Genomic DNA, 23,293 nt, shown 5'->3' with positions numbered 1-23,293 from the left:
CCTTCTTATCGTTGTGCGCTCACCCTAGCCCTCTCCCGCGCCCTTGTTGACGAGTATTCAGCACGCTGATTGATGGCCATAAAAAAGGCGACCGTGCGGTCGCCTTTTGTCCAGCGGTACAGCAGAGCCGTTAGCGCACGCCCTCGGCGCGCAGGGCCGAAGGTGTGTAATCGGCAGCCTTGGCTTCAAAACCGAATTCGAAGCTGTGCTTCTCTTCGTTCTTCATGCCCAACGCAATGTAGCGGCCGGCAATGATGTCGTAGAGCGCTTCCAGCGTGTAAGCCTGAGCCTGATGATCGTAGTAGTACTGGGCGTGACCTTCGGCAACGCGCCACAGTTGCCCGCGACCGTCGTAGTGATCGGCCAGTGCCACTTGCCAGCTGTCCTCGTCGATGTACATGTGGCGCTTGGCGTAGATGTGCCGCTCGTTCGGTTTCACCGTGCCGATCACTTCCCAGACGCGGTGCAGTTCGTAACGGGTCAGGTCCTGATTGATGTGCCCGGCCTTGACGATGTCGTCGTACTTGAGCTTCGGCGAGTCGAGCTTGTAGCTGTTGTAGGGAATGTACATTTCCTTCTTGCCGACCAGTTTCCAGTCATAGCGATCCGGAGCACCGGAGAACATGTCGAAGTTGTCGGAAGTCCTCAGGCCATCGGCCGCTGTACCCGGGCCGTCATAGGCCACTTGCGGTGCGCGCCGGACCCGGCGCTGACCGGCGTTGTAGATCCACGCCAGACGCGGTTCCTTCACCTGATCGAGAGTTTCGTGCACCAGCAGCACGTTACCGGCCAGCCGCGCCGGGGCGGTCACCGATTGCTTGAAGAAGGTCAGCACGTTGGCGGCTTTTTCCGGGTCGATGTCTTTCATCAGTTGCGGCACTGCGATCTCTTCTTCGAAGCGGATCGGCGTGTAACTGCCGTTGGTCTGCGGTGTGACCTGAGTGATGATCCGCCGCAGATTGCCGCCGTGGTAGCGGGTGATGTGGTTCCACAGCACTTCGACGCCGTTTTTCGGAATCGGGAAGGCGTAGTAGCGGTTGCCGGTGAAATTGGCCAGGCCGTTGCCATCGTTGATTGCGTTGACGTTCAGCGCGCTGCGCTTGGCCGACTCATAGATTTCCGCCGGCGCCCCCACGGTGCGGTGGGTCGGGTAAACCGGGATCTTGTAGGTTTCCGGGTAGCGTTTGAACATCGCCACCTGGCCATCGGAGAGCTTGCTTTTGTACTGCTCGACGTTCGCGGCGGTGATGGTGAACAGCGGTTTTTCGTTGGCAAACGGGTCGGCGAGGAAGCCCTTGCTGTCCACCGCACCGGCGTTTTTCGGGATGCCGCCGGTCCAGGCCGGAATCGAACCGTCCGCATTGCCGGCCTTCTCGGCGCCGAGCGGGGTCAGGCTGGTGCCGAGCTTGTTCGCTTCATCCGGCGACACCGCCGCCATCACGTTGGCGGCCAGCAGACTCAAGGCCAGCACGCCACATTGCAGAATCGTTTTGCGCATTGCAGTCATCCTTCTCGGGCAGATCAGAAGTTCACGCCGAAGCTCAGGGCCACGAAGTCACGGTCTTCGAGGACGTTGTAGTCGCCACCGAAAAAGTCGGTGTAACTCAGGCTCGCGGTGTAGGTGTTGCGGTAGTCGGCATCGACGCCGAAGCTGATGGCTTTCGCACCTTCGTTGAACAGTCCGTTGGGGCCGTAACCGGCGACGTCGTGCGACCACGACAGGTTGGGCTTGAGGTTGATCCCGCCGATGACGTTGGCGTAATCGAGAATCGCCCGGGCGCGATAGCCCCACGAGGTCGAGGTGACGAAACCGTCGGTGTCGCCGCCGAAACCGTACTGGCCGTAGACCGAATCACGGCCATAACGCAGCTCACTGCGTGACTCCAGACCACCGACATGCACCACCGCTGCTTCGCCGACCACGGTCAGGCGTTCGGCGCCGAGCACCTGATCGAAGAAGTGCGTGAGGGTGCTTTGGATTTGCGTGACTTCCTTGCGCCGGTAGCCTTTGTTGTCGGCACCCGGCGAAGTGGCGAGTGGCGATGCGGTGCCGCCGGCAATCGGGTTGACCAGCGCCAGGGTGAGATCGTTGGTGTTGACCTGCACCGGCGCGTTCGGCCGGTAGCTGATCTCGCCGGTCCATGCGGTGCCGGTGGGCAGGGTGGTGGAGAAACTCGCGCCGTACAGGCGAATGTCTTCCGGATATTCGAGGTAATACTGACCGCGCCCGAGCATCACGCTCTGCGCCAGCCCCGCACCGCTGCCGGGCGCAAGGCCGTTCGCAATGCCGACCATGCCTGGCAACGCCGCCAGTGTCGACAGCCCCGCCGTGGTGGTGCCGACCGTCGGCGTACGGCTGTGGTAGTTCATGAAGTAGAGGCCGTACTCGGTGTCGTCGCCGAGCCAGCGCAGCGCCGTGCCCCACTGCCCGGAATCGCGCGCATCACGATCGCCGCCACGGGGGATCACCACGCCCTCGCGGGTGACCTGGATGCCTTGGCCGAACGCGGTGGTCAGCGGCACCAGTGGCGCCACCGCTGGGCTGCCGACGGTGTAGCCGTTGTTGCAACCGTCCGCCGCCACGTCGACGCCGAAGAACGTGCCGCAGTTGTCGAGAACGGTCTGGTCCCACTCCAGTTGGTAGAAGCCTTCGACCGAGAGTTTGTCGGTCAGGCTCTGCGAGCCAAACAGCATGTTCACCGGAATCAAGCCTTCCTTGATCTCGGCACCGGGACGGCGGAATGCCGAGACGTCAACCGGGTTGATGCTGTTGATCGAGTTGCCGATGAAGGTACTTTCGCCCCAGCTCACCACCTGCTTGCCGGCCCGCACGGTGCCCGGCAAATCGGCGATGGCGTAGTTGTGATAGACGAAGGCATCGAGGATCTGCGCGCCGGAAGACTTGGCGCCTTCCTTGCGGCCGCTGTCGCTGATCTGTTTGAACTCGCGGTCTTCGTCCTTGAGTTCGAAGTCGTACCAGTATTTGCCCCGCACGAACACGCCGGTATCGCCGTACTTCAGTTCGAGGTCATGGATGCCCTTGAAGATCTTCGAAAAGGTTTCGCCCTTCTTGAAATTCAGGCGCCCGTCATCACCGGTGGACGATTGTCCGCTGCCGCCATTGACCGTGCCGACCAGCGAGTTGTCGGCATCGCGCAGGCCCCAGCTCGCGCCGACCGAAAGTGACGAGTCGAAGGTGCCTTCGATTTCGCCGATGGTGAAGGCGACCGCTTGCGCCTGGGCGCAGCAACCCAGAGCCACCGCAGCGGCCAGCGCCTGCGGTGTGAAGATGGCGCGCATTGTTGTTTTTGTCATGCGTCTTCCCCGGTGAGTGACAGAAGGCCCCACCCTACTGCCGGGTGAAGCGGTCGATAAGCGCACCAAGGAGGTATTTGCGTTGTCGCTCGAAAGGATGAATAACCTTGTACGGCGGGGCTTGGGGCGGTTCATGGACTGGCTGGATAGCGCGTCATCAGCGCCATCCATGCGCACGCCACTGTTGCGCGCCCCGTAACAGTGCATGTCTGGAATCGGTATTTTTCCTACAGGCTTGAGACCTTATTCTGAGCGCGCTTTCCTCGGCACACGCCGCAAAGCGCCAAGCTCGCCACGCTGAATCGCGAGCGACTGGCTACAGATTCTGGATAAATCGATGTTTTCGGTTTACCGCCCCGCTGTTCACTGACGTTGATTTGTAGCTCCTTGATCCAACGTCTTACCTTGGCCGCTGCGTTTGCAGCGGCCTTTTTTATGGGCGTTTAAAAAGGCTGGTTAGCGGTTCGGGAGCGCTTCCGATCAGCGCGTCAGACATTTCTTCGAAGCTCGGACGAATTCCCTCTGCATCGATGAAAACCCGCGAAAACCCTTTCGACATAACGCCCTGTTACCGACGGGCTTCTCGGATTTGATTACCGCCACTCTGATGTAACTTGAAACACCTCAACCATTCGCTGGTGACACGGATGTCATCGCCACCCGTGCGCACTTTCGAGCGAGTGAAAACGCACATTCAAAAGGATATGAATATGCCAAAGCCTCCACCGTTAGAACTGGATCCGCGCCAGCGTGACATTGCCGAAGGGGTGCGCCGGGAGCAGGAAGAAATCCGCGTACGCGAACAGGCGCGTCTGGCCGCGTTGGCGGAGAAACAGCGTCGGGATACCGAACAGGCTCGACTGGCGGCTGAGACCGCGCGCCTGAATGCTGAGGCTGAAGCTCGGGAGAAAGAGCGGCTGGCTGCGTTGAAAATCGCCCAGGCCGAGGCACAAGCCAAAGCTGAAGCAGCGGCGCTGGCCAATGCGGCAGAACAGGCTCGGTTACAGGAGGAACGCAAGCATGTCTTTCCGGCTTATGGAGCAGTGGCCCGCAACGGCCCGGCCGTTTCTTTCGCTTCGACAGCCGTCCCGCTCAGCCCGGCCACCTCGGCGGGAATACTCAATGCGTTACGTACGGCAAAAGCGACCCTGACAGCGACGGGCACGGCGCTGCTCGGCAGTCCGGTACTGATGGGATTCGCAGCGCTGTTGATGCCGTCACCTCTGGGCAACGGCGAACGCTTCGCCATGAGCGTTCGACTGGCCGAGTTGTCGTCCGAGCCGGCCGAGTCGCTGCGTGAAATCGCAGACCGGCAGGGCACTTTGGAGATGCAGGTCGGGCTAGGGGTCAGGCGACTCGGGGCTGGCACGCAAGTGTTCGTCGCTATGAGCGATGACTTCCATATTCGCTCAAGTGTGCTGGTTCTCAATGCCGCATACGATCTGGTCAACGACTTATACAAGATCGCGCTATCGGACTCGCCCACCGACTTGCTGACCTGGACACCCGCTAACACACCGGGTGACCAATCGACCGCCTTGCCAATAGCGGATACCGGTTCGCCCGCCTATTCCGGCGCTTCCGTTGTTCCGATTGAAGGGCGGCTGGATCTGAACCCGATCCTGGTCGAACGCTGGGATCGATTCATCATCGTTTTTCCAGCCGATTCGGGGATAGAGCCGCTTTATGTGGTGTTCAGCAGTCCTTATGAGGGAGCAACCGAAAAGGGAAAGCACAGCGGGCGTGGTTTCAACCCAGACGAGACTGGAGATGAAATGACATAGTCACTGTGTTCGCGTTACTTCAGGCAACGCCACATCTGGACATGATGATCAGACGCCACAATCGAGACCTGATCAACGAGTATGGGACCTTGGAAGCATCGTACGCTCGGCTCTCCGCTGCCGGGATTTTGCTGGAGGGGTAAAAAGGGCCTAGCTATCAAAGGACCTAACTGGCAGCCGCCCAAGTTCATGACAGAACAAAGATACATTTGAAAACTGGAGCCACCAGCCGCGAAGGCTGGTGGCTTCGTTACCTTCAAATCGAATACTTCTGCAAATTCGCCATCATTTCCTTCAATGCTTCAATATTGTCCTTCGGATGCGCCGCGCCTTCGAAATCACAAATCTGCTGCCAGTGCGCCGCCACATCCTCTGGCGAGAACCCCTCGCGCGGATCGAAGCCGGCACCGAGGCTGCGTTCCCAGCGCACCTTGCCCATCCAGCCGCCGCCGACCTCGAACAGGCCGGACGTTTCCTGGCATTGCTCGCTGGCCAGATACACCACCAGCGGGCTGACCAGTTCCGGCTTCAATTGCTCGAATACTTGCGGCGGGATCAGGCCCTCGGTCATGCGCGTGCCGCCGGTCGGGGCGATGGCGTTGACCAGAATGTTGTTCTTGCGCCCTTCGATCGCCAGCGTTCGGGTCAACCCGTAAAGCCCGAGTTTGGCCATGCCGTAGTTGGACTGACCGAAATTGCCATAGATGCCTGAAGTCGACGCAGTGAAAATCACGCGACCGTAGTTTTGCTCGCGCAGATGCGGCCAGGCGGCACGGGTAACCTTGTAGGCGCCTTCGACGTGGACGCGATAGACCAGATCCCAGTCGGCGTCGTCCATCTTGTGAAACGACTTGTCGCGCAGGATCCCGGCATTGTTGACTACGACGTCGACGCGGCCGAAGGCATCAAGGGCGTTCTGTACCAGTTTGTCGCCGTCAGTCACCGAGTCGTGGTTGGCTTCGGCAATACCGCCGGCCTCGCGGATTTGCGCCACTACGCGGTCGGCAGCCGAAGCGTTGGCGCCCTCGCCCTGCGTCGAGCCACCGAGATCGTTGACCAGCACTTTGGCGCCCTGCCCGGCGAACAGCAGCGCATGCGCACGACCGAGGCCGCCACCGGCGCCGGTCACTATCACGACTTTATCTTCGAAACGCACAGGTTCATTCATCGCGGCAACTCCAGCAGGCCAAGGGATATTGCCCCGAGTGTCAGGCACGGCGCTTTGGGTCACAACGAACACGGCTGCGGCTGAATGGTGCGCGATAAGGCTGAGGGATGATCGAGTGTCAGGACGCCGAGAGCCCGTGCTCTCGGCGAAAATCAGGAGTACGCCACTTTGCGCGGAGGCAATACCAGACGATCGCGGAACGCCAGATAGTGCTTGAGTACCAGCACCGGCGCCTCGGTTTGCGGATAGTGGCCGATGCCGGGTAAGAGCACGGTGTCTGCATCAGGGATCAGTTCGCGATATCGCTCGACCATGTGCACGCCGGAGATCGGGTCAAATGCGCCGTCGATCACCCGCAAGGGAATGTCACCCTGCTGCATGGCCGTCACCCAGCGCTCACGTTGCACCCGGCGCTCGGGAATGTAAGTGATCAATTTATGCAGGATGCGCGGGCCGTGGTTGCTGTCGACCAGACTCCAGTAATCATCCAGCTCGCTTTCACTTGGCTGGGTCTGCGGGCCGAAGATCTGCCGGAAACCTTTGACCAACGCCTCACGACTGAATGCGCGACCAAGCAGCCAGCCAATCGGACTGAGCAGCAGTTTCTGCATCAGCAGCGGACGATGGGTTTCCGGAAACAGCCCGCCGTTGAGGAACACGCAACTGGCGACTTCGATGCGCTTTTCGTAGTGCCGCGCGAGCAGTTCCTGAGCGACGCTGTCGCCATAGTCGTGGGCAAGAATATGCACCGCTTGTTCAACCTGCAGATGGGCGAGCAGTGCCTGTTGCAGATCGGCCTGTTCCAGCAGGCTGTAGGTGTGATTGCGCGGTTTTGCCGAATCGCCGAAACCGAGCATATCGCAGGCGATCACCTGATAACGCTGGGCCAGTGGCTGCCACAGGTAATGCCAATCCCAACTGGCGGTGGGGAAACCGTGAATCAACAGCAACGGTTCACCCTGCCCGACTGTCCAGTAGCGGATCGACTGGCCACGAAAGACAAAAGTCCGGCTGCGCTTGCGCCAGACACACAAAGGAATCTCGGCAAGTGGCATTAGAATTTATACCCCGGATCCTGCAGGTCGAGTTTGCGCAGCAGCGCCGGCCACGCCAGCGCGCCGCCCATGCCCTGCGCGCTCTTGGTGACGCCGGCAATCATCGCTTTGGCGCCGGCGAGAATCTGCGGTTCGATGGCGATCAGTTCGGTCCCTCCAGTCTGCGCCATGACCTGAATGTCGCAGGCCCGCTGGAAAGTGAACATCATCAGAAAAGTGTCGGCGATAGTCCCGCCGCAGGTGAGCAGACCGTGGTTGTGCAGCATGAGGAAACTGTTGTCGCCGAGATCGGCTTGCAGGCGCGCCTTTTCTTCATGATTCAGGGCCACGCCCTCGTAGGCGTGATAGGCCAGGCTCGACAACACGAACAACGACTGTTGACTGATCGGCAACACCCCCTGCCTTTGCGCCGACACCGCAACGCCTGACGCGGTGTGCGTATGCAGCACACAAACCACATCGTGGCGCACCTCGTGGACGGCGCTGTGAATGGTATAGCCGGCGGGGTTGATTTCGTAGGGGCTGTCCATGAGTTTGTTGCCGGCCTGATCGACTTTCACCAGGCTTGAGGCGGTAATCTCGTGGAACATCAGGCCAAACGGGTTGATCAGGAAATCTTCGGTGCCGGGCACCTTGGCCGAGATATGCGTGAAGATCAGATCGTCCCAGCCGTGCAGCGCCACCAGACGGTAACAGGCGGCAAGATCAACGCGGGTCTGCCACTCGGCAGCGCTGACCTGATCTTTGACATTCGGCGACGATTGGACGGGGGCTACGCTCACTGTATGCACCTCTGCGTTCTTCTTGTTCTGCTCGTGTCAGCAGTCTAGTCAGGCGCAGGGCATCGCGTAGTTGCATTGGCAGCCAGCTTGATGACTGAACGAGTCAGCCGGGCAAACAGCCTGGATCCGTTGCAATGCAACAACGCTTATAAGGTGCAGCGATTATTGCCCGCAATCAGCCCTTGAGCGCTTCGATCAACTGCGCCAGCCACGGCTCGGCATCGGTTTCCGGCGTGACGCTTTCGCTGGCGTCGATGCGCAACATTTCCTGAACCTCGTTTACGCCCAGTTCGGCAAACAGTTCGCGCATCTGCTCGCCACCGCCGCAGAAGGTGTCGCCATAGCTGGCATCACCGAGGGCAATCACCGCGCCGGGCAGGCCCCGCAACGAAGCAGGCAACTGATCGCGCAGCATCGAATACAACGGTTGCAGGTTGTCCGGCAGCTCGCCCATGCCAGTGGTCGAAGTGACGGCCAAAAGAGCCTCAGGAGCGAACGCCTGAATATCGGCCAGCGCGGCCCGCGAGTTGTAGAAGGTTTCAAAGCCGGCGGCTTTCAGCAGGTCCTGAGCGTGGCGGGCGACTTCTTCGGCGGTGCCGTAGACTGAACCTGAGAGGATGGCGACTTTCATCAATCTGATCCTGGAACTGAAAAAAAGAGCCGCGATAGTAACAGCCCATGCTGCGAAGTTGCGATTGGCTCTCAATGCAAGCGGATGGCCTATAGACAGTCCGCGGCTTTCTTCTAGAATGCCTGCCACTGACATAACGGAAGGGATTCTCGGATGATCAACGCCCGTCTGCTGCAAATGGTGATCAATGCTTCAAACGAAGGAATCGTCGTCGCCGAAAAGGAAGGTGATCGAGATAACATTCTTATCTACGTCAACCCCGCCTTTGAGCGCATGACCGGTTATAGCAGCGAAGAGATCCTTTATCAGGACTGTCGTTTCCTCCAGGCTGGGGACCGTGATCAACTCAGTCTGCAACCGATTCGCGACACATTGCGCGAAGGCGGCTCGTGTCGTGAGGTTCTGCGCAACTACCGCAAGGATGGCACGCCGTTCTGGAACGAATTGTCATTGTCGACGGTAAAGAATGCCGAGGACGGGCAGACTTATTTCATCGGCGTGCAGAAGGATGTAACGCTTCAGGTCAAGGCGCAGCAGCGCGTTGCACAGCTGGAAGCACAAGTGGCGGCGCTGCAAAGCGAGCTGGCGGCACTCAAAGCGACGAACGGCGCAAACAAAACCGCGAACTGACGGTCATTAACTACAATCACCAATGACTTTGTAACTATTCACTTCGAGTTAGCCATGCAGCGCGACGCCCTCCTCACCCAGGACGAGCTGGATTTCATCCAGACAATGCAGCACAACCCGCAACTGAACGTGCGGGATGCAACGTCGAGTCTGCTGGTTAATGGTGGTTCGCAGATCCGTGACCTGCTGACACGTCTGGCTGCTCACGAGCAGGTGACGATCCAGGCCAACTTCGAAAATCAGCAGATGACCTTCCCGCTGCATCTGGTGGAAGACGAGTTCCACGCACTGCATCTGCGTCTCGGGGTGCCGAGCATCTACGAAGACGGGCCGATGGTGCGCCCATGGCGTCTCGTACTCGAGGAGCCGGTGGCATTGGAAAACGCCAAAGGCCAGCCCGGCACGCTGTGGGTGCACGAGGTGTCGCACAAAGGTGTGTTGCTGGAAGTGCGCAACAAGACCAAACCACCGAAACATTTCGCCCTGTGGTTCAGCCCTTCCGGTTATGAGCGCATCTCGTTGCGCGGCCATTTCGAGCGTGAAACCGAGCAAGGTTTCTTCGCTTACGAACTGAGCCAGACCGATGCCGACGAGACCGAGCGCCTGCGCCAGTTCATCCTTCAACAGCATCGCCTGACCCACCCCGCCCTGCACGCCTGAGTCTCAGGTATCCAGCTTGCCTGCCATGAATTGCTTCATGCGTTGACGCATCGTTGCGCCCTCATTCCCCAGACATGCAACGGATGAACCGGCCAGACTGTCTTCGGCCAGTTCCGAGGCATCGCCGGCCAACATCAATTGGCAATCGAGGCTCAGTGCCAGACGATTCAGGCGCCGGGGCAGCTCTGGACCGGGGGCATGATTGGAAAACAGTACAAGTGCGTCAGGCTTGACCTTTTCGCAGACCAGCGTCAATTCATCGAACGGCTGGCCCGTGGTCAGCACCCGCACGCCAGAATCGTTGCCGCTGAGAAACAGCGCCGCGACCAGCAACTCAAGCTCTCTGCACTGCCCCGCGAGCGCGCTGACAATCACCCGGCGCGGTTGCGCACCACGCAACATGACAATGCGCTGCAGTACACGCACCCTGAGAAATCCGTCGAGAAACAACCATTCGCTGGTTTGCCCGAAAGCGTCCTGGCGCTGCAGCAGTTGACGCCACAACGGCATCAGAATGGCTTCGAACACCACCGGCAGCGCGTACGACGAGAAAATCTGCCCGTAGACGCGATCCAGCTGCTGATCGTCGAACGCACTGACCGCCTGCTGAACCTGCTCCTGCCATTGCTTGTAATCGGCCTGCACATGGTCATCGGGGATGAAGTTTGCCAGCACCTTCAGAGGCTCTGTTTTCGCCAGGATCTTGCCGACTTTGCTCACGGCCACGCCGCGATCGATCCAGTCGACAATGCTGCGCACGCGCTCGATATCGTTCATGGAATACAAACGATGCCCGCTTTCGGTGCGCGTCGGCTGGATGAGTCCGTAACGGCGCTCCCAGGCACGCAGGGTCACCGGGTTGACGCCAGTCAGGCGCGCCACTTCGCGGATGGGAAACAGCTCTTCGCGCTCGATCGTGCCGAGTGCTGTCGAAGCCGGGCGAGGGTCCGTGATTACAGGCATCTGGCGGTCAACTTCCATGTCGGTTCATTGGATCCCATTTTAAACATGATGGACTGGAAACCTTCAAGTAGTGATCTACGACGAATGTGGCTGGTTTAATCGACAAAATCAGGAATAATCCTTGCTTGCTGCAAAGCGCAGGTCTCTACCCCGGCCTGCGTCAGGCGAAGCTCTTACCCGGAGCGACGCACTCGAAATACGGAGATACAAAATGTCTACTTCCCCCGTCACGCTAATGGTAGCGCGTCGCGTCGCTGATGGCCGTTATCACGATCTTATCGCCTGGTTGCGCGAAGGCGAGCAACTGGCCACCGACTTCCCCGGCTACCTCGGCTCCGGCGTCCTCGCGCCACCGCCCGGTGACAACGAATTCCAGATTATCTTCCGATTTGTCGATGAGCAGACCCTGCACGCGTGGGAATACTCGGCGTCGCGTACCGCCTGGCTGAATCGTGGCAGCGATCTTTTCGAACATCCCAAAGAGCACCGGGTCAGCGGCATTGAAGGCTGGTTTGGTGCTGCCGGCCAACGCCCGCCGCGCTGGAAACAGGCCGTGGCGATCTGGCTGGCGTTTTTTCCGGTGTCGCTGATATTCAACTTTGCCCTCGGCCCGCTGCTCGCTGAGCTGAGCCTGTTGCCGCGCATCTTGATCGGCACGGCGTGCCTGACGCCGCTGATGGTGTATTTCTTCATCCCGTTGTCGACGCGTCTGCTGGCGAACTGGTTGAACAGCACGCCGACGAGGCCATTGGCTGGCGCACCGTCGGCGCAGAATCGCTGATCCGCAGCGGGCGGCGAGCCTGTTATAGTTTTCGCTTCCACCGCGATGCGAGCCGCCCATGCCAGATTCCGCAGCCCCGATCCTCATCACCGGCGCCGGCCAGCGTGTCGGTTTGCACTGCGCGCAGCGCTTGATCGAGGATGGCCACCCGCTGATTTTCACTTACCGCACCGAGCGACCGGGCGTACAGGCCCTTCGCGATCTTGGCGCGACAGCGCTGTTCGCGGATTTTTCCAGTGAGGCAGGAATACTGGCCTTCATTGATTCACTGAAAGCGCACACCGACACTTTGCGCGCGATTGTGCACAACGCCTCCGAATGGCTGGCGGAAACCCAAGGCAGCGAAGCACAAGCCTTCAATCGCATGTTCAACATTCACATGCTCGCGCCTTACCTGATCAACCTGCACTGCGCCGGGTTGCTGCAACGCTCGACACCTGCCGACATCATCCACATCAGCGACGACGTCACTCGCAAAGGCAGCAGCAAGCACATCGGTTATTGCGCCAGCAAAGCCGGGCTCGACAGTCTGACCCTGTCGTTTGCCGCGCGCTTTGCGCCCGCCATCAAGGTCAACGGCATCGCCCCCGCGCTGTTATTGTTCAACCCCGACGATGACGCGGCTTACCGCAGCAAGGCGCTGGCCAAGTCCGCGTTGGGCATCGAGCCGGGCAGCGAGGTGATCTACCAGAGCCTGCGCTATCTGCTCGACAATCCCTATGTCACCGGCACGACCCTGACCGTCAACGGTGGACGGCACGTCAAATAGGCCGTCCCGCTTCGGCCGCGAGTCGAGTAAGATCCACCAGAACGCCTGCAATAGACTGGACGGAGCAAATCAATGCCACAACTTCAACCGGGAATGGCGCGCATCCGGGTCAAGGATCTGCGCCTGCGCACCTTTATCGGCATCAACGAGGACGAAATCCTCAACAAGCAGGATGTGCTGATCAACCTGACCATTCTGTACGCGGCGCAGGAAGCGGTGCGTGACAACGACATCGATCACGCGCTGAATTACCGCACCATCACCAAGGCAATCATCGCCCACGTCGAAGGCAACCGCTTCGCGCTGCTCGAACGCCTGACTCAGGAATTGCTCGACCTGGTGATGACCAATGCATCGGTGCTGTACGCCGAAGTCGAAGTCGACAAGCCCCACGCGCTGCGCTTCGCCGAATCGGTATCGATTACGCTCGCAGCGAGCCGCTAGCTTCAAGCTTCAAGCCGTAAGCGTTAATCTAACGCCCCCCACAATTCAATCTTGCAGCTTGTAGCTTGCCGCTTGAAGCTGTCTCGAAGAGACCCTTATGACCGAGCAACAACGCCTGGAACTCGAAGCCGCCGCCTTTCGCCGACTGGTCGCCCACCTCGACAGCCGCAAGGACGTGCAGAACATCGACCTGATGAACCTCGCCGGGTTCTGCCGCAACTGCCTGTCGAAATGGTACAAGGCCGAAGCCGACCAACGTCAGATCGAGGTCAGCCTCGATGACGCCCGCGAAGTGGTGTACGGCATGCCCTACGCCGAGTGGAAAGCCCAATACCAGCAAGAAGCCAGCGCCGAGCAGCAAGCAGCGTTTGCCAAAGGAAAACCCAATGACTGATCTGAACACCCTGCGCGCCAGCTTCAAGAGTGGCGAGCATGTTTTCGCCGACACCCTGGCGTTCATCGCCGCCGGTTACGACTACCAGCCTCAAGCGTTCAACAACCGCGGCGTGGAAAACGCTGCCGGCCAGAATGAAGGCTCGTGCAAGACCCTGGGTCTGGCACTGCTGGAAGGCTTGAGCGATGAAGAAGCGCTGCTGGCGTTCGGCGAGCATTACCGTTCGGTGCTGGCGACGCCTGAGGGCAGCGATCACGGCAATATCCGCGCGTTGATCAAGCACGGCCTGGCCGGGGTTGAATTCAGCGCACAACCCCTGACCCGCCGCTGATCCCCAACAGCCACACATAACACCTGTGGGAGCGAGCCTGCTCGCGAAGACGGACTGACATTCATCGAAGATGTCGACTGATACACCGCTTCGCGAGCAGGCTCGCTCCCACACTGGATGCGTGGCGACTGCGAATCTCGGGCACAAAAAAACCGGCCAATCTGGCCGGTTTTTTTTATGCCCTGCGGTCTTAGAACGTGGCGTTCTGCAAGCCGTCCAGGTAACGCTCGGTGTCCAGTGCCGCCATGCAACCGGCGCCGGCCGAGGTGATGGCCTGACGGTAAACGTGGTCAGCCACGTCACCGGCAGCGAAGATGCCTTCGACGCTAGTGGCCGTCGCATTGCCTTCACGGCCGCCCTGCACAACCAGGTAACCGTCTTTCAGCGTCAACTGGCCTTCGAACAGCGAAGTGTTCGGGGTGTGGCCGATGGCGATGAACACGCCGTCGACTTTGATCTCGTCGAAGCTGCCATCGTTGTTGCGCAGACGCGCACCGGTCACGCCCATGTTGTCGCCGAGGACTTCGTCCAGGTTGGCGTTCAACTTGAGAATGATCTTGCCTTCAGCCACACGAGCGTTGAGCTTGTCGATCAGGATCTTCTCGGCGCGGAAGGTTTCGCGACGGTGGATCAGGGTCACGGTGCTGGCGATGTTGGCCAGGTACAGCGCTTCTTCGACAGCGGTGTTGCCACCGCCAACCACGGCGACCGGCTTGTTGCGGTAGAAGAAACCGTCGCAGGTCGCGCAGGCCGACACGCCTTTGCCCATGAACGCTTCTTCCGACGGCAGGCCCAGGTAACGGGCGCTGGCACCGGTGGCGATGATCAGCGCATCGCAGGTATAGACGGCGCTGTCGCCGGTCAGGGTGTACGGCTTGGCAGCGAAGTCCACGGCGTTGATGTGATCGAAGACGATCTCGGTCTCGAACCGCTCGGCGTGCTCGCGCATGCGCTCCATCAACACCGGACCGGTCAGGCCATGAACATCACCCGGCCAGTTGTCGACTTCGGTGGTGGTGGTCAGTTGACCGCCGGCCTGCATGCCGGTGATCAGCAGTGGCTTGAGGTTGGCGCGGGCCGCGTAGACCGCAGCGCTGTAACCGGCGGGGCCGGAACCGAGAATGATCACTCGCGAATGACGGACTTCAGACATGAATCTGCTCCTGTTGGCCGGCCATGAAAAATCTGGCGCGGACGCCGGACGGCCGGCGGAATAAAAAAGGACCGTGGACACCTTGGGGAAGGCTTGAACTCGACAGTCCTGTAAAAAGTTGGGTGCAGCGTATCGAGGGGGGCAAGATTAAGGAAATACGGTTTAACAATCCAGCTCATAGGTGGTCTCTATGCCGAGACGCTGACGAGATAGACCTCTTTGTTACAGTGAATGTCGATTGCTCTGCCGCGCTTTCGCCGCTGTGGCAAAGCCGGTAACGTCGGCGCGTTTTCCCTTGCTTCGGAGCACCTTATGCCCGCCCCTGTTCTGTCAGGCCCGCAATACCTGCGCGAAGGCCTCAAACTGGTCCTGAGCCCTGGCCTGCGCCTATTCGTGTTGTTGCCGCTGGCTATCAACCTGGTGCTGTTCGTCGGATTGATCTATCTGGCCGGCCACCAGTTCAGCCTGTGGGTCGACACGCTGATGCCCTCGTTGCCTGAATGGCTGAGTTTCCTCAGCTATATCCTGTGGCCGCTGTTCGTGGTCCTCGTGGCCTTGATGGTGTTTTTCACCTTCACCATGCTCGCCAACATCATTGCCGCACCGTTCAACGGTTTCCTCGCGGAAAAAGTTGAAGTGGTGGTGCGCGGCACCGATGATTTCCCGGCGTTCAGCTGGGGCGAACTGATCGCGATGATCCCGCGCACCCTCTCCCGGGAAATGCGCAAGCTCGGCTACTTCCTGCCGCGCGCCATTGGCCTGTTCATCCTTTCGTTCATCCCGGTGGTAAATATCGTCGCCGCGCCGTTATGGCTGCTGTTCGGCGTGTGGATGATGGCCATCCAGTACATCGACTACCCGGCGGACAACCACAAACTCGGCTGGAACGAGATGCTCGCCTGGCTGCGGCAGAAGCGCTGGCAGAGCATGAGTTTTGGCGGGATCGTCTATCTGGTGTTGCTGATTCCGGTGGTCAACATCCTGATGATGCCGGCGGCGGTAGCCGGGGCGACGTTGTTCTGGGTGCGTGAACGTGGTGCCGAAAATCTGGTGATACAGCACTGACCGCGTCACAAATCCATCATCCGACCGTAACAAGCTCGACATGGCCTCAGCCGACACTGAGGTCATGACGACAGCTCTACATATCACCCTCATCAGCGAAACCTTCCCACCGGAAATCAACGGCGTGGCCAATACCCTTGGCCGCTTGTGCGAGGGTTTGCGCGCACGAGGGCATCAGGTGGAGCTGGTGCGCCCGCGCCAGGCCGGTGATCCACAACGCAGCGAAGACGATGCACTGTTGCTGTGTCGCGGATGGCCGCTGCCGGGCTATCCGGGGCTGCAATGGGGCCAGTCGTCGATGCATAAACTGCTGCGGCGCTGGAAACGCCAGCGCCCCGATGTGCTGTACATCGCCACGGAAGGCCCGCTGGGATTGTCGGCACTGCGTGCCGCACGGCGCCTGGGGATTGCGGTGGTGAGCGGCTTTCACACCAACTTCCAGCAATACACAAGCCAGTACGGCCTCGGTCTGCTGACGCGGATGCTTACCCACTACCTGCGCTGGTTTCACAATCGTTCGGCAATGACTTTGGTGCCGAGCGCCAGTCAGCGCTTGGAGTTGGAGCGGCGGCATTTCGAGCGGCTGGCGTTGTTGTCGCGGGGTGTGGACAGCCAGTTGTTTCATCCGAGCAAACGTCAGAGCGCGTTGCGTGAGCAATGGGGGCTCTCTGACACGGATATCGCGGTCATCCACGTAGGAAGGCTCGCCCCGGAGAAAAATCTGGGCCTGCTCAAACGCTGCTTTGAAACCCTGTGTGAGACTTATCCACAGCGCCATCTGAAGTTGATCGTGGTCGGTGACGGCCCGCAGCGTTCGGCGCTGGAAAAAGAATTGCCGGAAGCGATCTTCTGCGGCGCGCAGCGGGGTGAAGTACTGGCGGCGCACTATGCCTCAGGGGATCTGTTTGTATTTCCCAGCCTCACCGAAACTTTCGGCAATGTGGTGCTGGAAGCCCTGGCTTCGGGACTTGGCGTTATTGCTTATGACCAGGCAGCGGCGGCGCAGCATATTCGCCATGGCTACAACGGCGTTTCGGCAATGCCCGGCGATGAGCAGGCGTTTTGCGAAGCGGCGGCGTGGTTGCTGGAGGAAGATGAACGGTTGCGTTGTGTGCGGCTGAATGCGCGGCAGCATGGCAGTCGCCAGGGCTGGGCGGCGATTATCGAGCAATTCGAGGGGTATTTGCGGGGGGCTTGTGCGGGGGAGTTGGTGGTGCCTGGGGCGCAGACACAACCATAGATTTGCGTCGACATATAAACAGCGTTCGCGAGCAGGCTCGCTCCCACATGGACACCGCATTCCGTCATATGAAATGCAGTAGAGGGTGGGAGCGAGCCTGCTCGCGAAAAGGTCGAACTGGCGCTGCTTAAACCAAGGTCATCAACGCCTCACGACTGAACGGCAGAATATCCTGCTCACGTCCTTCACGGACTTTCTGCGCCCAGTCCGGATCGACCAGCAGCGCGCGGCCCACTGCTACCAGGTCGAACTCTTCTTTGTCCAGACGCTCCAGCAGATTTTCCAGGCTGGCCGGTTGCGCGACCTTGTCGGTGTTGACCATGAACTGCAGGAACTCGCCGTCCAGGCCGACGCTGCCCACGGTGATGGTCGGTTTGCCGGTCAGCTTGCGGGTCCAGCCAGCGAGGTTCAGATCCGAGCCGTCGAACTCCGGCTCCCAGAAGCGTCGGGTCGAGCAGTGGAAAATGTCCACGCCAGCGTCAGACAGCGGCTTGAGAAACTCGCTCAGCGCTTCGGGTGTTTGTACCAGACGCGCGGTGTAATCCTGCTGCTTCCATTGCGAGAAGCGGAAGATGATCGGGAAACCCTCACCGACAGCCGCGCGTACTGCTTGAATCAATTCGATGGCAAAACGCGAACGGTTGGCCAGGCTGCCACCGTATTCATCGCTGCGCTGATTGCTGCCTTCCCAGAAGAACTGGTCGATCAGATAGCCGTGGGCGCCATGGATTTCCACACCGTCCATGCCGATGCTTTGCGCATCTTTGGCAGCCTGGGCAAACGCAGCGATCACGTCCTGGATGTCCTGCTTGGTCATGCCGTGTACCACGACCTGACCGTCCTTGAGTTTTTCCGACGGACCGTAGCCCGGCACGCTGGCATCCGGCTCGGTGCCGAGGCGGCGTACGCTGCCGACATGCCACAGTTGCGGGACGATCTTGCCGCCCTCGGCGTGCACGGCGTCGACAACTTTTTTCCAGCCGGCCAGCGGCGCGTCACCGAAAAACTGCGGCACGTTTGGATAGCCATTGGACGCGACGTGGCCGACCGTGGTGCCTTCGGTGATGATCAGACCAACCCCAGCGGCCGCACGACGACGGTAGTACTCGATGACTTTGGAATTCGGCACGCCGCCCGGGGAGAACGAGCGGGTCATTGGCGCCATGACCACGCGGGTCGGCAGTTCGAGGGCACCGAGATGGAACGGTTTGAACAGGGCTTTAACGGGCATCGAGAGGCTCCACGAAAACATTGGCGACAGGCATGAATCGATATGACGCCGATAATATTGAGACTCGAGAGCTCTGAACAGCATTATTGATTTTGGTGATTAAGGATCAAAAGATTGAAAAGCAAAAGATCGCAGCCTTCGGCAGCTCCTACACAGGATTTGTGGTCCCCCTGTAGGAGCTGCCGAAGGCTGCGATCTTTTGATGCTACTTTTCAGCTCAGCGCTTTTTCAATCGCATGCACGATCGTCGGATCATCCGGCGCCGTGCGCGGCGAGAACCGCGCCAGCACCCGGCCGTCCTTGCCGAGCAGAAACTTCTCGAAATTCCAGGTGATGTCGCCGGGAAACTCGGCGCCCTCGCCCGCCAGCAGGCGATACAACTGATGCCGTTCGTGGCCGTTGACTTCGAGTTTGCTCGCCAACGGGAACGTCACGCCATAGTTGAGGCTGCAGAATTCCTGGATTTCCTTTTCCGAGCCTGGCTCTTGACCGGCAAACTGGTTGCACGGCAGGCCCAGCACAGTGAAGCCTTTGGCCTTGTATTGCTGGTAGAGGTTTTCCAGTGCCGCGTACTGGGGGGTCAAGCCGCATTTGGAGGCCACGTTGACCACCAGCACGACTTGGCCCTTGAACGGCGCCAGCGGTAGCTCCTGACCATCCAGGCCGGTCAACTTAAGGTCGTGAAAAGCACTCATGCCGAACTCCAGGATTCTCGTGTTCTACTCGAAACAGCCACTTGGCGAGGCCACCAAGGACAGCCGCGGACTAAAAAGGCGCCCACAGGCGCCTCTCCAGTACTCGAAGCTTAGCGCAGAAAATCAGTGGTGATGGCCACCTTCGCCATGGACGTGACCATGAGCGATTTCTTCCTGGCTGGCGTCACGGATATCAACGATCTTCACCTTGAAGTTCAGGCGCTGACCGGCCAGAGGGTGGTTGCCATCAACGGTGACGTCGTCGCCGTCCAGGTCACGAATGGTGACGATCTGCATCTGGCCGTCCGGCGCCGAAGCGTGGAACTGCATGCCGACTTCCAGCTCGTCAACGCCTTCGAACATGCTGCGGCTCAGGGTGCTGACCAGCTCGGCGGCGTATTCGCCGTAAGCATCTTCCGGCTCAACGGCCACTTCCAGCTCGTCGCCGACAGCTTTGCCTTCCAGGGCTTTTTCCAGGCCCGGGATGATGTTGCCTGCACCTTGCAGGTAAACCAGCGGAGCGCCGCCGGCGGAGCTGTCGATGACCTCACCAGCGTCGTTGGTCAGGGTATAGTCGATGGAGACAGCCTTATTGGCGGCGATCAGCATGGGGCGAGACCTTTTGCATAAGAATATAGAAAGGCCAAGTTTAGCGAAGCAATCGCGTGAAAGCGACCACAACCCGGACAAACGGGTTTCGACCATCACCGGCTTTCATCAGGACGAAGATGGCCATTGGGTGGTCGAGCTTTCCTGTGGCCACACCCAGCACCTGCGCCACCAGCCGCCGTGGCAAACCCGCGCCTGGGTCCTGGATCCGGCGCAACGTATTGAAAAAACAGGTCAACCCTTTGCCTGCGGTTGGTGTGCACAAGGCTCGGTTAGCGATAACCTTGGCGACTGAATTTCGGTAGTCGGCCAGACATAGGCTGACACCCTTGCATAGAGAATTCCCATGCAAACTTTTTTTATCGCCCCCACCGATTTTGGCGTGGGTCTGACCTCCATCAGCCTCGGGCTGGTGCGCACACTTGAACGCGCCGGGCTCAAAGTCGGCTTCTTCAAACCGATCGCCCAGCCACATCCGGGCGACACCGGCCCTGAACGTTCCACCGAACTGGTGGCGCGCACCCATGGCCTGAAACCGCCACAACCGTTGGGTCTTGCGCACGTCGAACGCATGCTCGGCGACGGTCAGCTCGACGAACTGCTCGAAGAAATCATCGCCCTGTATCAACAAGCGGCGGTTGGCAAAGACGTGCTGGTGGTCGAAGGCATGGTGCCGACCCGCAGCGCCAGTTACGCCGCGCGGGTCAATCTGCACCTGGCCAAGAGTCTGGATGCCGAGGTGATTCTGGTCTCGGCGCCGGAAAACGAAGTGCTCGCCGAGCTTTCTGGCCGTGTCGAGCTTCAGGCTCAATTGTTCGGTGGCCCGAAAGATCCGAAAGTCCTCGGGGTGATCCTCAACAAGGTCAAGACCGACGAGAGCATGGACGCCTTCGCCACGCGTCTGAAGGAGCATTCGCCGTTGCTGCGCAGCGGTGATTTCCGCTTGCTTGGCTGCATCCCGTTTCAGCCGGAACTCAATGCGCCACGCACCCGCGACGTCGCCGACCTGATGGGCGCGCAAGTGCTCAACGCGGGCGACTACGAAACCCGGCGCATGAGCAAAATCATCATTTGCGCACGAACCATGCGCAACACCGTCGAGCTGCTCAAGCCCGGCGTGCTGGTGGTGACGCCGGGCGATCGCGACGACATCATCCTCGCCGTCAGCCTCGCAGCGATCAACGGCGTGCCGCTGGCCGGCCTGTTGCTGACCAGTGACACCCTGCCCGACCCGCGCATCATGGACCTGTGCCGGGGCGCGTTGCAGGCCGGTCTGCCGGTGTTGTCGGTGAGCACCGGCTCCTACGACACCGCCAATCTGCTCAATGGCCTGAACAAGGAAATCCCGATCGATGACCGCGAGCGCGCGGAGATCATCACCGATTTCGTCGCCAGCCACCTCGACGCCAACTGGCTGCATCAGCGCTGCGGTACGCCTCGGGAGATGCGCCTGTCGCCGGCAGTGTTCCGCTATCAATTGATCCAGCGAGCGCAAGCGGCGAACAAGCGCATCGTCTTGCCCGAAGGCAGCGAGCCGTTCACCGTGCAAGCGGCGGCGATCTGTCAGGAACGCGGGATCGCCCGCTGCGTGCTGTTGGCCAAGCCCGAAGACGTCGAAGCGGTCGCCCGCGCGCAAGGTATCGTGCTGCCGCCGGGTCTGGAAATCCTTGACCCGGACCGCATCCGCGAGCGTTACGTCGAGCCGATGGTCGCCCTGCGCAAGAGCAAAAGCCTCAACGCACCGATGGCCGAGCAGCAACTGGAAGACACCGTGGTGATCGGCACCATGATGCTTGCGCTGGATGAGGTCGACGGCCTGGTTTCGGGTGTGATCAACACCACCGCCAACACCATCCGCCCGGCCTTGCAATTGATCAAGACCGCACCGGGCTGCACGCTGGTGTCGTCGGTGTTCTTCATGCTGTTCCCGGAAGAAGTGCTGGTCTACGGCGACTGCGTGATGAACCCGCACCCGAGCGCCGCAGAACTGGCCGAAATCGCCCTGCAAAGCGCTGACTCGGCGGCCGCATTCGGTATCACTCCACGGGTGGCGATGATCAGCTATTCCAGCGGCGAATCGGCCCGCGGTGAAGAAGTCGAGAAAGTCCGCGAGGCGACTCTGCTGGCTCATGAGCAACAAAACTCGCTGCTGATCGACGGCCCGTTGCAGTACGACGCCGCCGCCAACGCCGACGTCGCCCGGCAACTGGCGCCGAACAGTCAGGTCGCCGGGCGCGCCACGGTGTTTGTGTTCCCCGATCTGAACACCGGCAACACTACGCACAAAGCCGTGCAGCGCAGCGCCGATTGCCTCAGCCTCGGGCCGATGCTGCAAGGCCTGCGCAAACCGGTGAACGACCTGCCGCGCGGCGCGCAAGTCGATGACATCGTCTACACCATCGCGCTCACCGCGATTCAAGCCGCCAACCGACCTATGGATGTGTAAATGCTGGATTTTCTACCCGCCCCCGTGCGCGGCGTGATCGCCTCGCTGCTGTTGGCGCTCAACACGATTCTGCTGTGCTCGTTTCTGTTCTGTGTGGCGCTGGTCAAGGCCCTGCCGTTTGCCTTTACCCAGCGCATTGCCGGTTGGCTGATGAGCCACACCCACGAGGCGTGGATCAGCAACAACAAGGGCTGGATGAATCTGGTACGGCGCACCCGCTGGCACGTCAGCGGCCTGCAAGGCCTCGACTATCAGCACTCGTACCTGATCACCAGCAACCACCAGAGCTGGGTGGATATTCTGGTGCTGCAATACGTGCTCAACCGCAAGATTCAACCGCTGAAGTTTTTCCTCAAGCAGGAGCTGATCTGGGTCCCGGTAATCGGGCTGGCCTGGTGGGCGCTGGGCTTTCCGTTCATGAAGCGCTACTCCAAGGCGTACCTGGAAAAACACCCGGAGAAGAAAGGCAAGGACCTGGAAACCACGCGCAAGACCTGCGCGAAATTCCGCCATAACCCGGTGGGGATTTTCAACTTCGTCGAAGGCACACGCTTCACCGAAGGCAAGCATGCGCAGCAGCAGTCACCGTTCAAGTACCTGCTCAAGCCCAAGGCCGGCGGGATCGCCTTTGTGCTGGATGCGATGGGCGAACAGCTGGAGTCGATCGTCAACGTGACGATTCATTATCCAGCGGGGCGTCCAGGGTTCTGGGATTTGCTCTGCGGCAATGTGCGCGATGTGGTGGTGCATTTTGAGGAAATCAAAATCCCGCCGGCATTCATCGGCAAGAACTACGACCAGGACGGCGAGTATAGATTGCAGTTCCAGGGCTGGATCAATCAGCTGTGGCTGGACAAGGATGCGTTGCTGGAGCAGATGCACCGCGAATATCCACCCAAACACTGACCCCTGTGGGAGCGAGCCTGCTCGCGAAAGCGGTGGATCAGCTTGCAAAGATGTTGAATGAGATAAAGCTTTCGCGAGCAGGCTCGCTCCACAGTTGATCGTTCCCACGCTCCGCGTGGGAATGCAGCCCGGGACGCTCCGCGTCCCTGCCGAAGCGGACGCGGAGCGTCCAATGAGGCATTCCCACGCGGAGCGTGGGAAGGATCACCCAACACTAAAAAGCCCGCCGATGATCACTCAC

The 23,293-nt window shown here is 60.0% G+C and carries 24 protein-coding genes; 13 read left to right on the top strand and 11 right to left on the bottom strand.

What is annotated here, in order from left to right; translation table 11 throughout:
- Positions 1-130: 130 nt before the first annotated feature.
- Positions 131-1,498, bottom strand: coding sequence for a DUF1329 domain-containing protein (locus AB4N73_RS26160; RefSeq protein WP_039759308.1), 1,368 nt, complete (start codon positions 1,496-1,498; stop codon positions 131-133).
- Positions 1,499-1,521: 23 nt separating this feature from the next.
- On the bottom strand, positions 1,522-3,315 hold the full coding sequence (locus AB4N73_RS26155; RefSeq protein ID WP_315435554.1) for a DUF1302 domain-containing protein: 1,794 nt from the start codon (positions 3,313-3,315) through the stop codon (positions 1,522-1,524).
- Positions 3,316-3,962: 647 nt separating this feature from the next.
- Here AB4N73_RS26155 and AB4N73_RS26150 point away from each other — a divergent pair.
- On the top strand, positions 3,963-5,099 hold the full coding sequence (locus tag AB4N73_RS26150; protein ID WP_252887337.1) for an S-type pyocin domain-containing protein: 1,137 nt from the start codon (positions 3,963-3,965) through the stop codon (positions 5,097-5,099).
- 256 nt (positions 5,100-5,355) lie between these two features.
- Here AB4N73_RS26150 and AB4N73_RS26145 read toward each other — a convergent pair whose 3' ends face one another.
- The 4 genes from AB4N73_RS26145 to AB4N73_RS26130 all read right to left on the bottom strand — a co-directional run bounded on the left by AB4N73_RS26145 (position 5,356) and on the right by AB4N73_RS26130 (position 8,735).
- A complete protein-coding gene (locus tag AB4N73_RS26145) occupies positions 5,356-6,267 on the bottom strand; it encodes an SDR family oxidoreductase (protein ID WP_460142733.1) in 912 nt (303 codons plus the stop codon).
- A 152-nt stretch (positions 6,268-6,419) separates the two neighbouring features.
- Positions 6,420-7,322, bottom strand: a complete 903-nt coding sequence (locus AB4N73_RS26140; protein ID WP_236169712.1) for an alpha/beta fold hydrolase — start codon at positions 7,320-7,322, stop codon at positions 6,420-6,422.
- On the bottom strand, positions 7,322-8,104 hold the full coding sequence (locus tag AB4N73_RS26135; protein ID WP_041478002.1) for a class II aldolase/adducin family protein: 783 nt from the start codon (positions 8,102-8,104) through the stop codon (positions 7,322-7,324). The genes AB4N73_RS26140 and AB4N73_RS26135 overlap by 1 nt, the downstream gene beginning before the upstream one ends.
- 175 nt (positions 8,105-8,279) lie before the next feature.
- Positions 8,280-8,735: a flavodoxin gene (locus AB4N73_RS26130; protein WP_236169713.1), complete on the bottom strand. Its 456-nt coding sequence runs from the start codon at positions 8,733-8,735 to the stop codon at positions 8,280-8,282.
- Positions 8,736-8,888: 153 nt separating this feature from the next.
- Here AB4N73_RS26130 and AB4N73_RS26125 point away from each other — a divergent pair, with 153 nt between their 5' ends.
- Both AB4N73_RS26125 and AB4N73_RS26120 read left to right on the top strand, forming a co-directional pair.
- Positions 8,889-9,365, top strand: a complete 477-nt coding sequence (locus tag AB4N73_RS26125) for a PAS domain-containing protein (RefSeq protein WP_236169714.1) — start codon at positions 8,889-8,891, stop codon at positions 9,363-9,365.
- A 54-nt stretch (positions 9,366-9,419) separates the two neighbouring features.
- Positions 9,420-10,025, top strand: a complete 606-nt coding sequence (locus AB4N73_RS26120) for a hypothetical protein (RefSeq protein WP_024011639.1) — start codon at positions 9,420-9,422, stop codon at positions 10,023-10,025.
- 3 nt (positions 10,026-10,028) lie between these two features.
- Here the strand turns inward: AB4N73_RS26120 and AB4N73_RS26115 are convergent, their stop codons facing one another.
- The gene (locus AB4N73_RS26115; protein ID WP_095180389.1) at positions 10,029-10,988 is read right to left on the bottom strand and encodes a MerR family transcriptional regulator; all 960 of its coding nucleotides are present in this window, start codon (positions 10,986-10,988) and stop codon (positions 10,029-10,031) included.
- Between the two features lie 211 nt (positions 10,989-11,199).
- Between AB4N73_RS26115 and AB4N73_RS26110 the strand changes: the two genes are divergently transcribed.
- From AB4N73_RS26110 to AB4N73_RS26090, 5 genes are all read left to right on the top strand, one after another.
- Positions 11,200-11,769: an antibiotic biosynthesis monooxygenase gene (locus AB4N73_RS26110; RefSeq protein WP_041477999.1), complete on the top strand. Its 570-nt coding sequence runs from the start codon at positions 11,200-11,202 to the stop codon at positions 11,767-11,769.
- A 58-nt stretch (positions 11,770-11,827) separates the two neighbouring features.
- Complete coding sequence (folM, locus tag AB4N73_RS26105; protein WP_353188443.1) at positions 11,828-12,538, top strand: dihydromonapterin reductase; 711 nt, start codon at positions 11,828-11,830, stop codon at positions 12,536-12,538.
- Positions 12,539-12,610: 72 nt separating this feature from the next.
- A complete protein-coding gene (folX, locus tag AB4N73_RS26100) occupies positions 12,611-12,982 on the top strand; it encodes a dihydroneopterin triphosphate 2'-epimerase (RefSeq protein ID WP_016771653.1) in 372 nt (123 codons plus the stop codon).
- Positions 12,983-13,079: 97 nt separating this feature from the next.
- The gene (locus AB4N73_RS26095) at positions 13,080-13,376 is read left to right on the top strand and encodes a DUF1244 domain-containing protein (protein WP_039759325.1); all 297 of its coding nucleotides are present in this window, start codon (positions 13,080-13,082) and stop codon (positions 13,374-13,376) included.
- A complete protein-coding gene (locus AB4N73_RS26090) occupies positions 13,369-13,707 on the top strand; it encodes a HopJ type III effector protein (RefSeq protein ID WP_460142732.1) in 339 nt (112 codons plus the stop codon). The genes AB4N73_RS26095 and AB4N73_RS26090 overlap by 8 nt, the downstream gene beginning before the upstream one ends.
- Positions 13,708-13,897: 190 nt before the next feature.
- Here AB4N73_RS26090 and trxB read toward each other — a convergent pair whose 3' ends face one another.
- The gene (gene trxB / locus AB4N73_RS26085; RefSeq protein ID WP_016771656.1) at positions 13,898-14,860 is read right to left on the bottom strand and encodes a thioredoxin-disulfide reductase; all 963 of its coding nucleotides are present in this window, start codon (positions 14,858-14,860) and stop codon (positions 13,898-13,900) included.
- A 312-nt stretch (positions 14,861-15,172) separates the two neighbouring features.
- On the opposite strand from trxB, the gene cysZ reads away from it, so the two are divergent.
- Positions 15,173-15,925: a sulfate transporter CysZ gene (gene cysZ, locus AB4N73_RS26080; protein ID WP_038861129.1), complete on the top strand. Its 753-nt coding sequence runs from the start codon at positions 15,173-15,175 to the stop codon at positions 15,923-15,925.
- A 40-nt stretch (positions 15,926-15,965) separates the two neighbouring features.
- Positions 15,966-17,165, top strand: coding sequence for a glycosyltransferase family 4 protein (locus AB4N73_RS26075; protein ID WP_095180386.1), 1,200 nt, complete (start codon positions 15,966-15,968; stop codon positions 17,163-17,165).
- A 127-nt stretch (positions 17,166-17,292) separates the two neighbouring features.
- Here the strand turns inward: AB4N73_RS26075 and AB4N73_RS26070 are convergent, their stop codons facing one another.
- The 3 genes from AB4N73_RS26070 to AB4N73_RS26060 form a co-directional block, all read right to left on the bottom strand.
- Positions 17,293-18,396, bottom strand: coding sequence for an NADH:flavin oxidoreductase (locus AB4N73_RS26070; protein WP_460142731.1), 1,104 nt, complete (start codon positions 18,394-18,396; stop codon positions 17,293-17,295).
- A gap of 212 nt (positions 18,397-18,608) precedes the next feature.
- A complete protein-coding gene (locus AB4N73_RS26065; RefSeq protein WP_236169716.1) occupies positions 18,609-19,091 on the bottom strand; it encodes a glutathione peroxidase in 483 nt (160 codons plus the stop codon).
- Between the two features lie 123 nt (positions 19,092-19,214).
- The gene (locus AB4N73_RS26060) at positions 19,215-19,700 is read right to left on the bottom strand and encodes an FKBP-type peptidyl-prolyl cis-trans isomerase (RefSeq protein ID WP_056782966.1); all 486 of its coding nucleotides are present in this window, start codon (positions 19,698-19,700) and stop codon (positions 19,215-19,217) included.
- Here AB4N73_RS26060 and AB4N73_RS26055 point away from each other — a divergent pair.
- Genes AB4N73_RS26055 through AB4N73_RS26045 form a run of 3 tightly spaced genes read left to right on the top strand, consistent with a single transcriptional unit; the run spans position 19,669 to position 23,052 of the window.
- Entirely contained in the window at positions 19,669-19,995 is a 327-nt protein-coding gene (locus AB4N73_RS26055) for a DUF3565 domain-containing protein (protein ID WP_082530248.1), read from the top strand. The genes AB4N73_RS26060 and AB4N73_RS26055 overlap by 32 nt on opposite strands.
- A 51-nt stretch (positions 19,996-20,046) precedes the next feature.
- Positions 20,047-22,146 (top strand): phosphate acetyltransferase, encoded by a 2,100-nt coding sequence (gene pta / locus AB4N73_RS26050; RefSeq protein WP_460142730.1) that lies wholly within the window; start codon positions 20,047-20,049, stop codon positions 22,144-22,146.
- The gene (locus tag AB4N73_RS26045; RefSeq protein ID WP_056782964.1) at positions 22,147-23,052 is read left to right on the top strand and encodes an acyltransferase; all 906 of its coding nucleotides are present in this window, start codon (positions 22,147-22,149) and stop codon (positions 23,050-23,052) included. It begins immediately after the preceding gene.
- Positions 23,053-23,293 lie beyond the last annotated feature (241 nt).

The sequence above is a fragment of the Pseudomonas sp. S3_B08 genome, assembly GCF_054667725.1.
The sequence above is the reverse complement of the archived record's forward strand: the minus strand, read 5'-3'. Positions and strand labels throughout refer to the sequence as shown.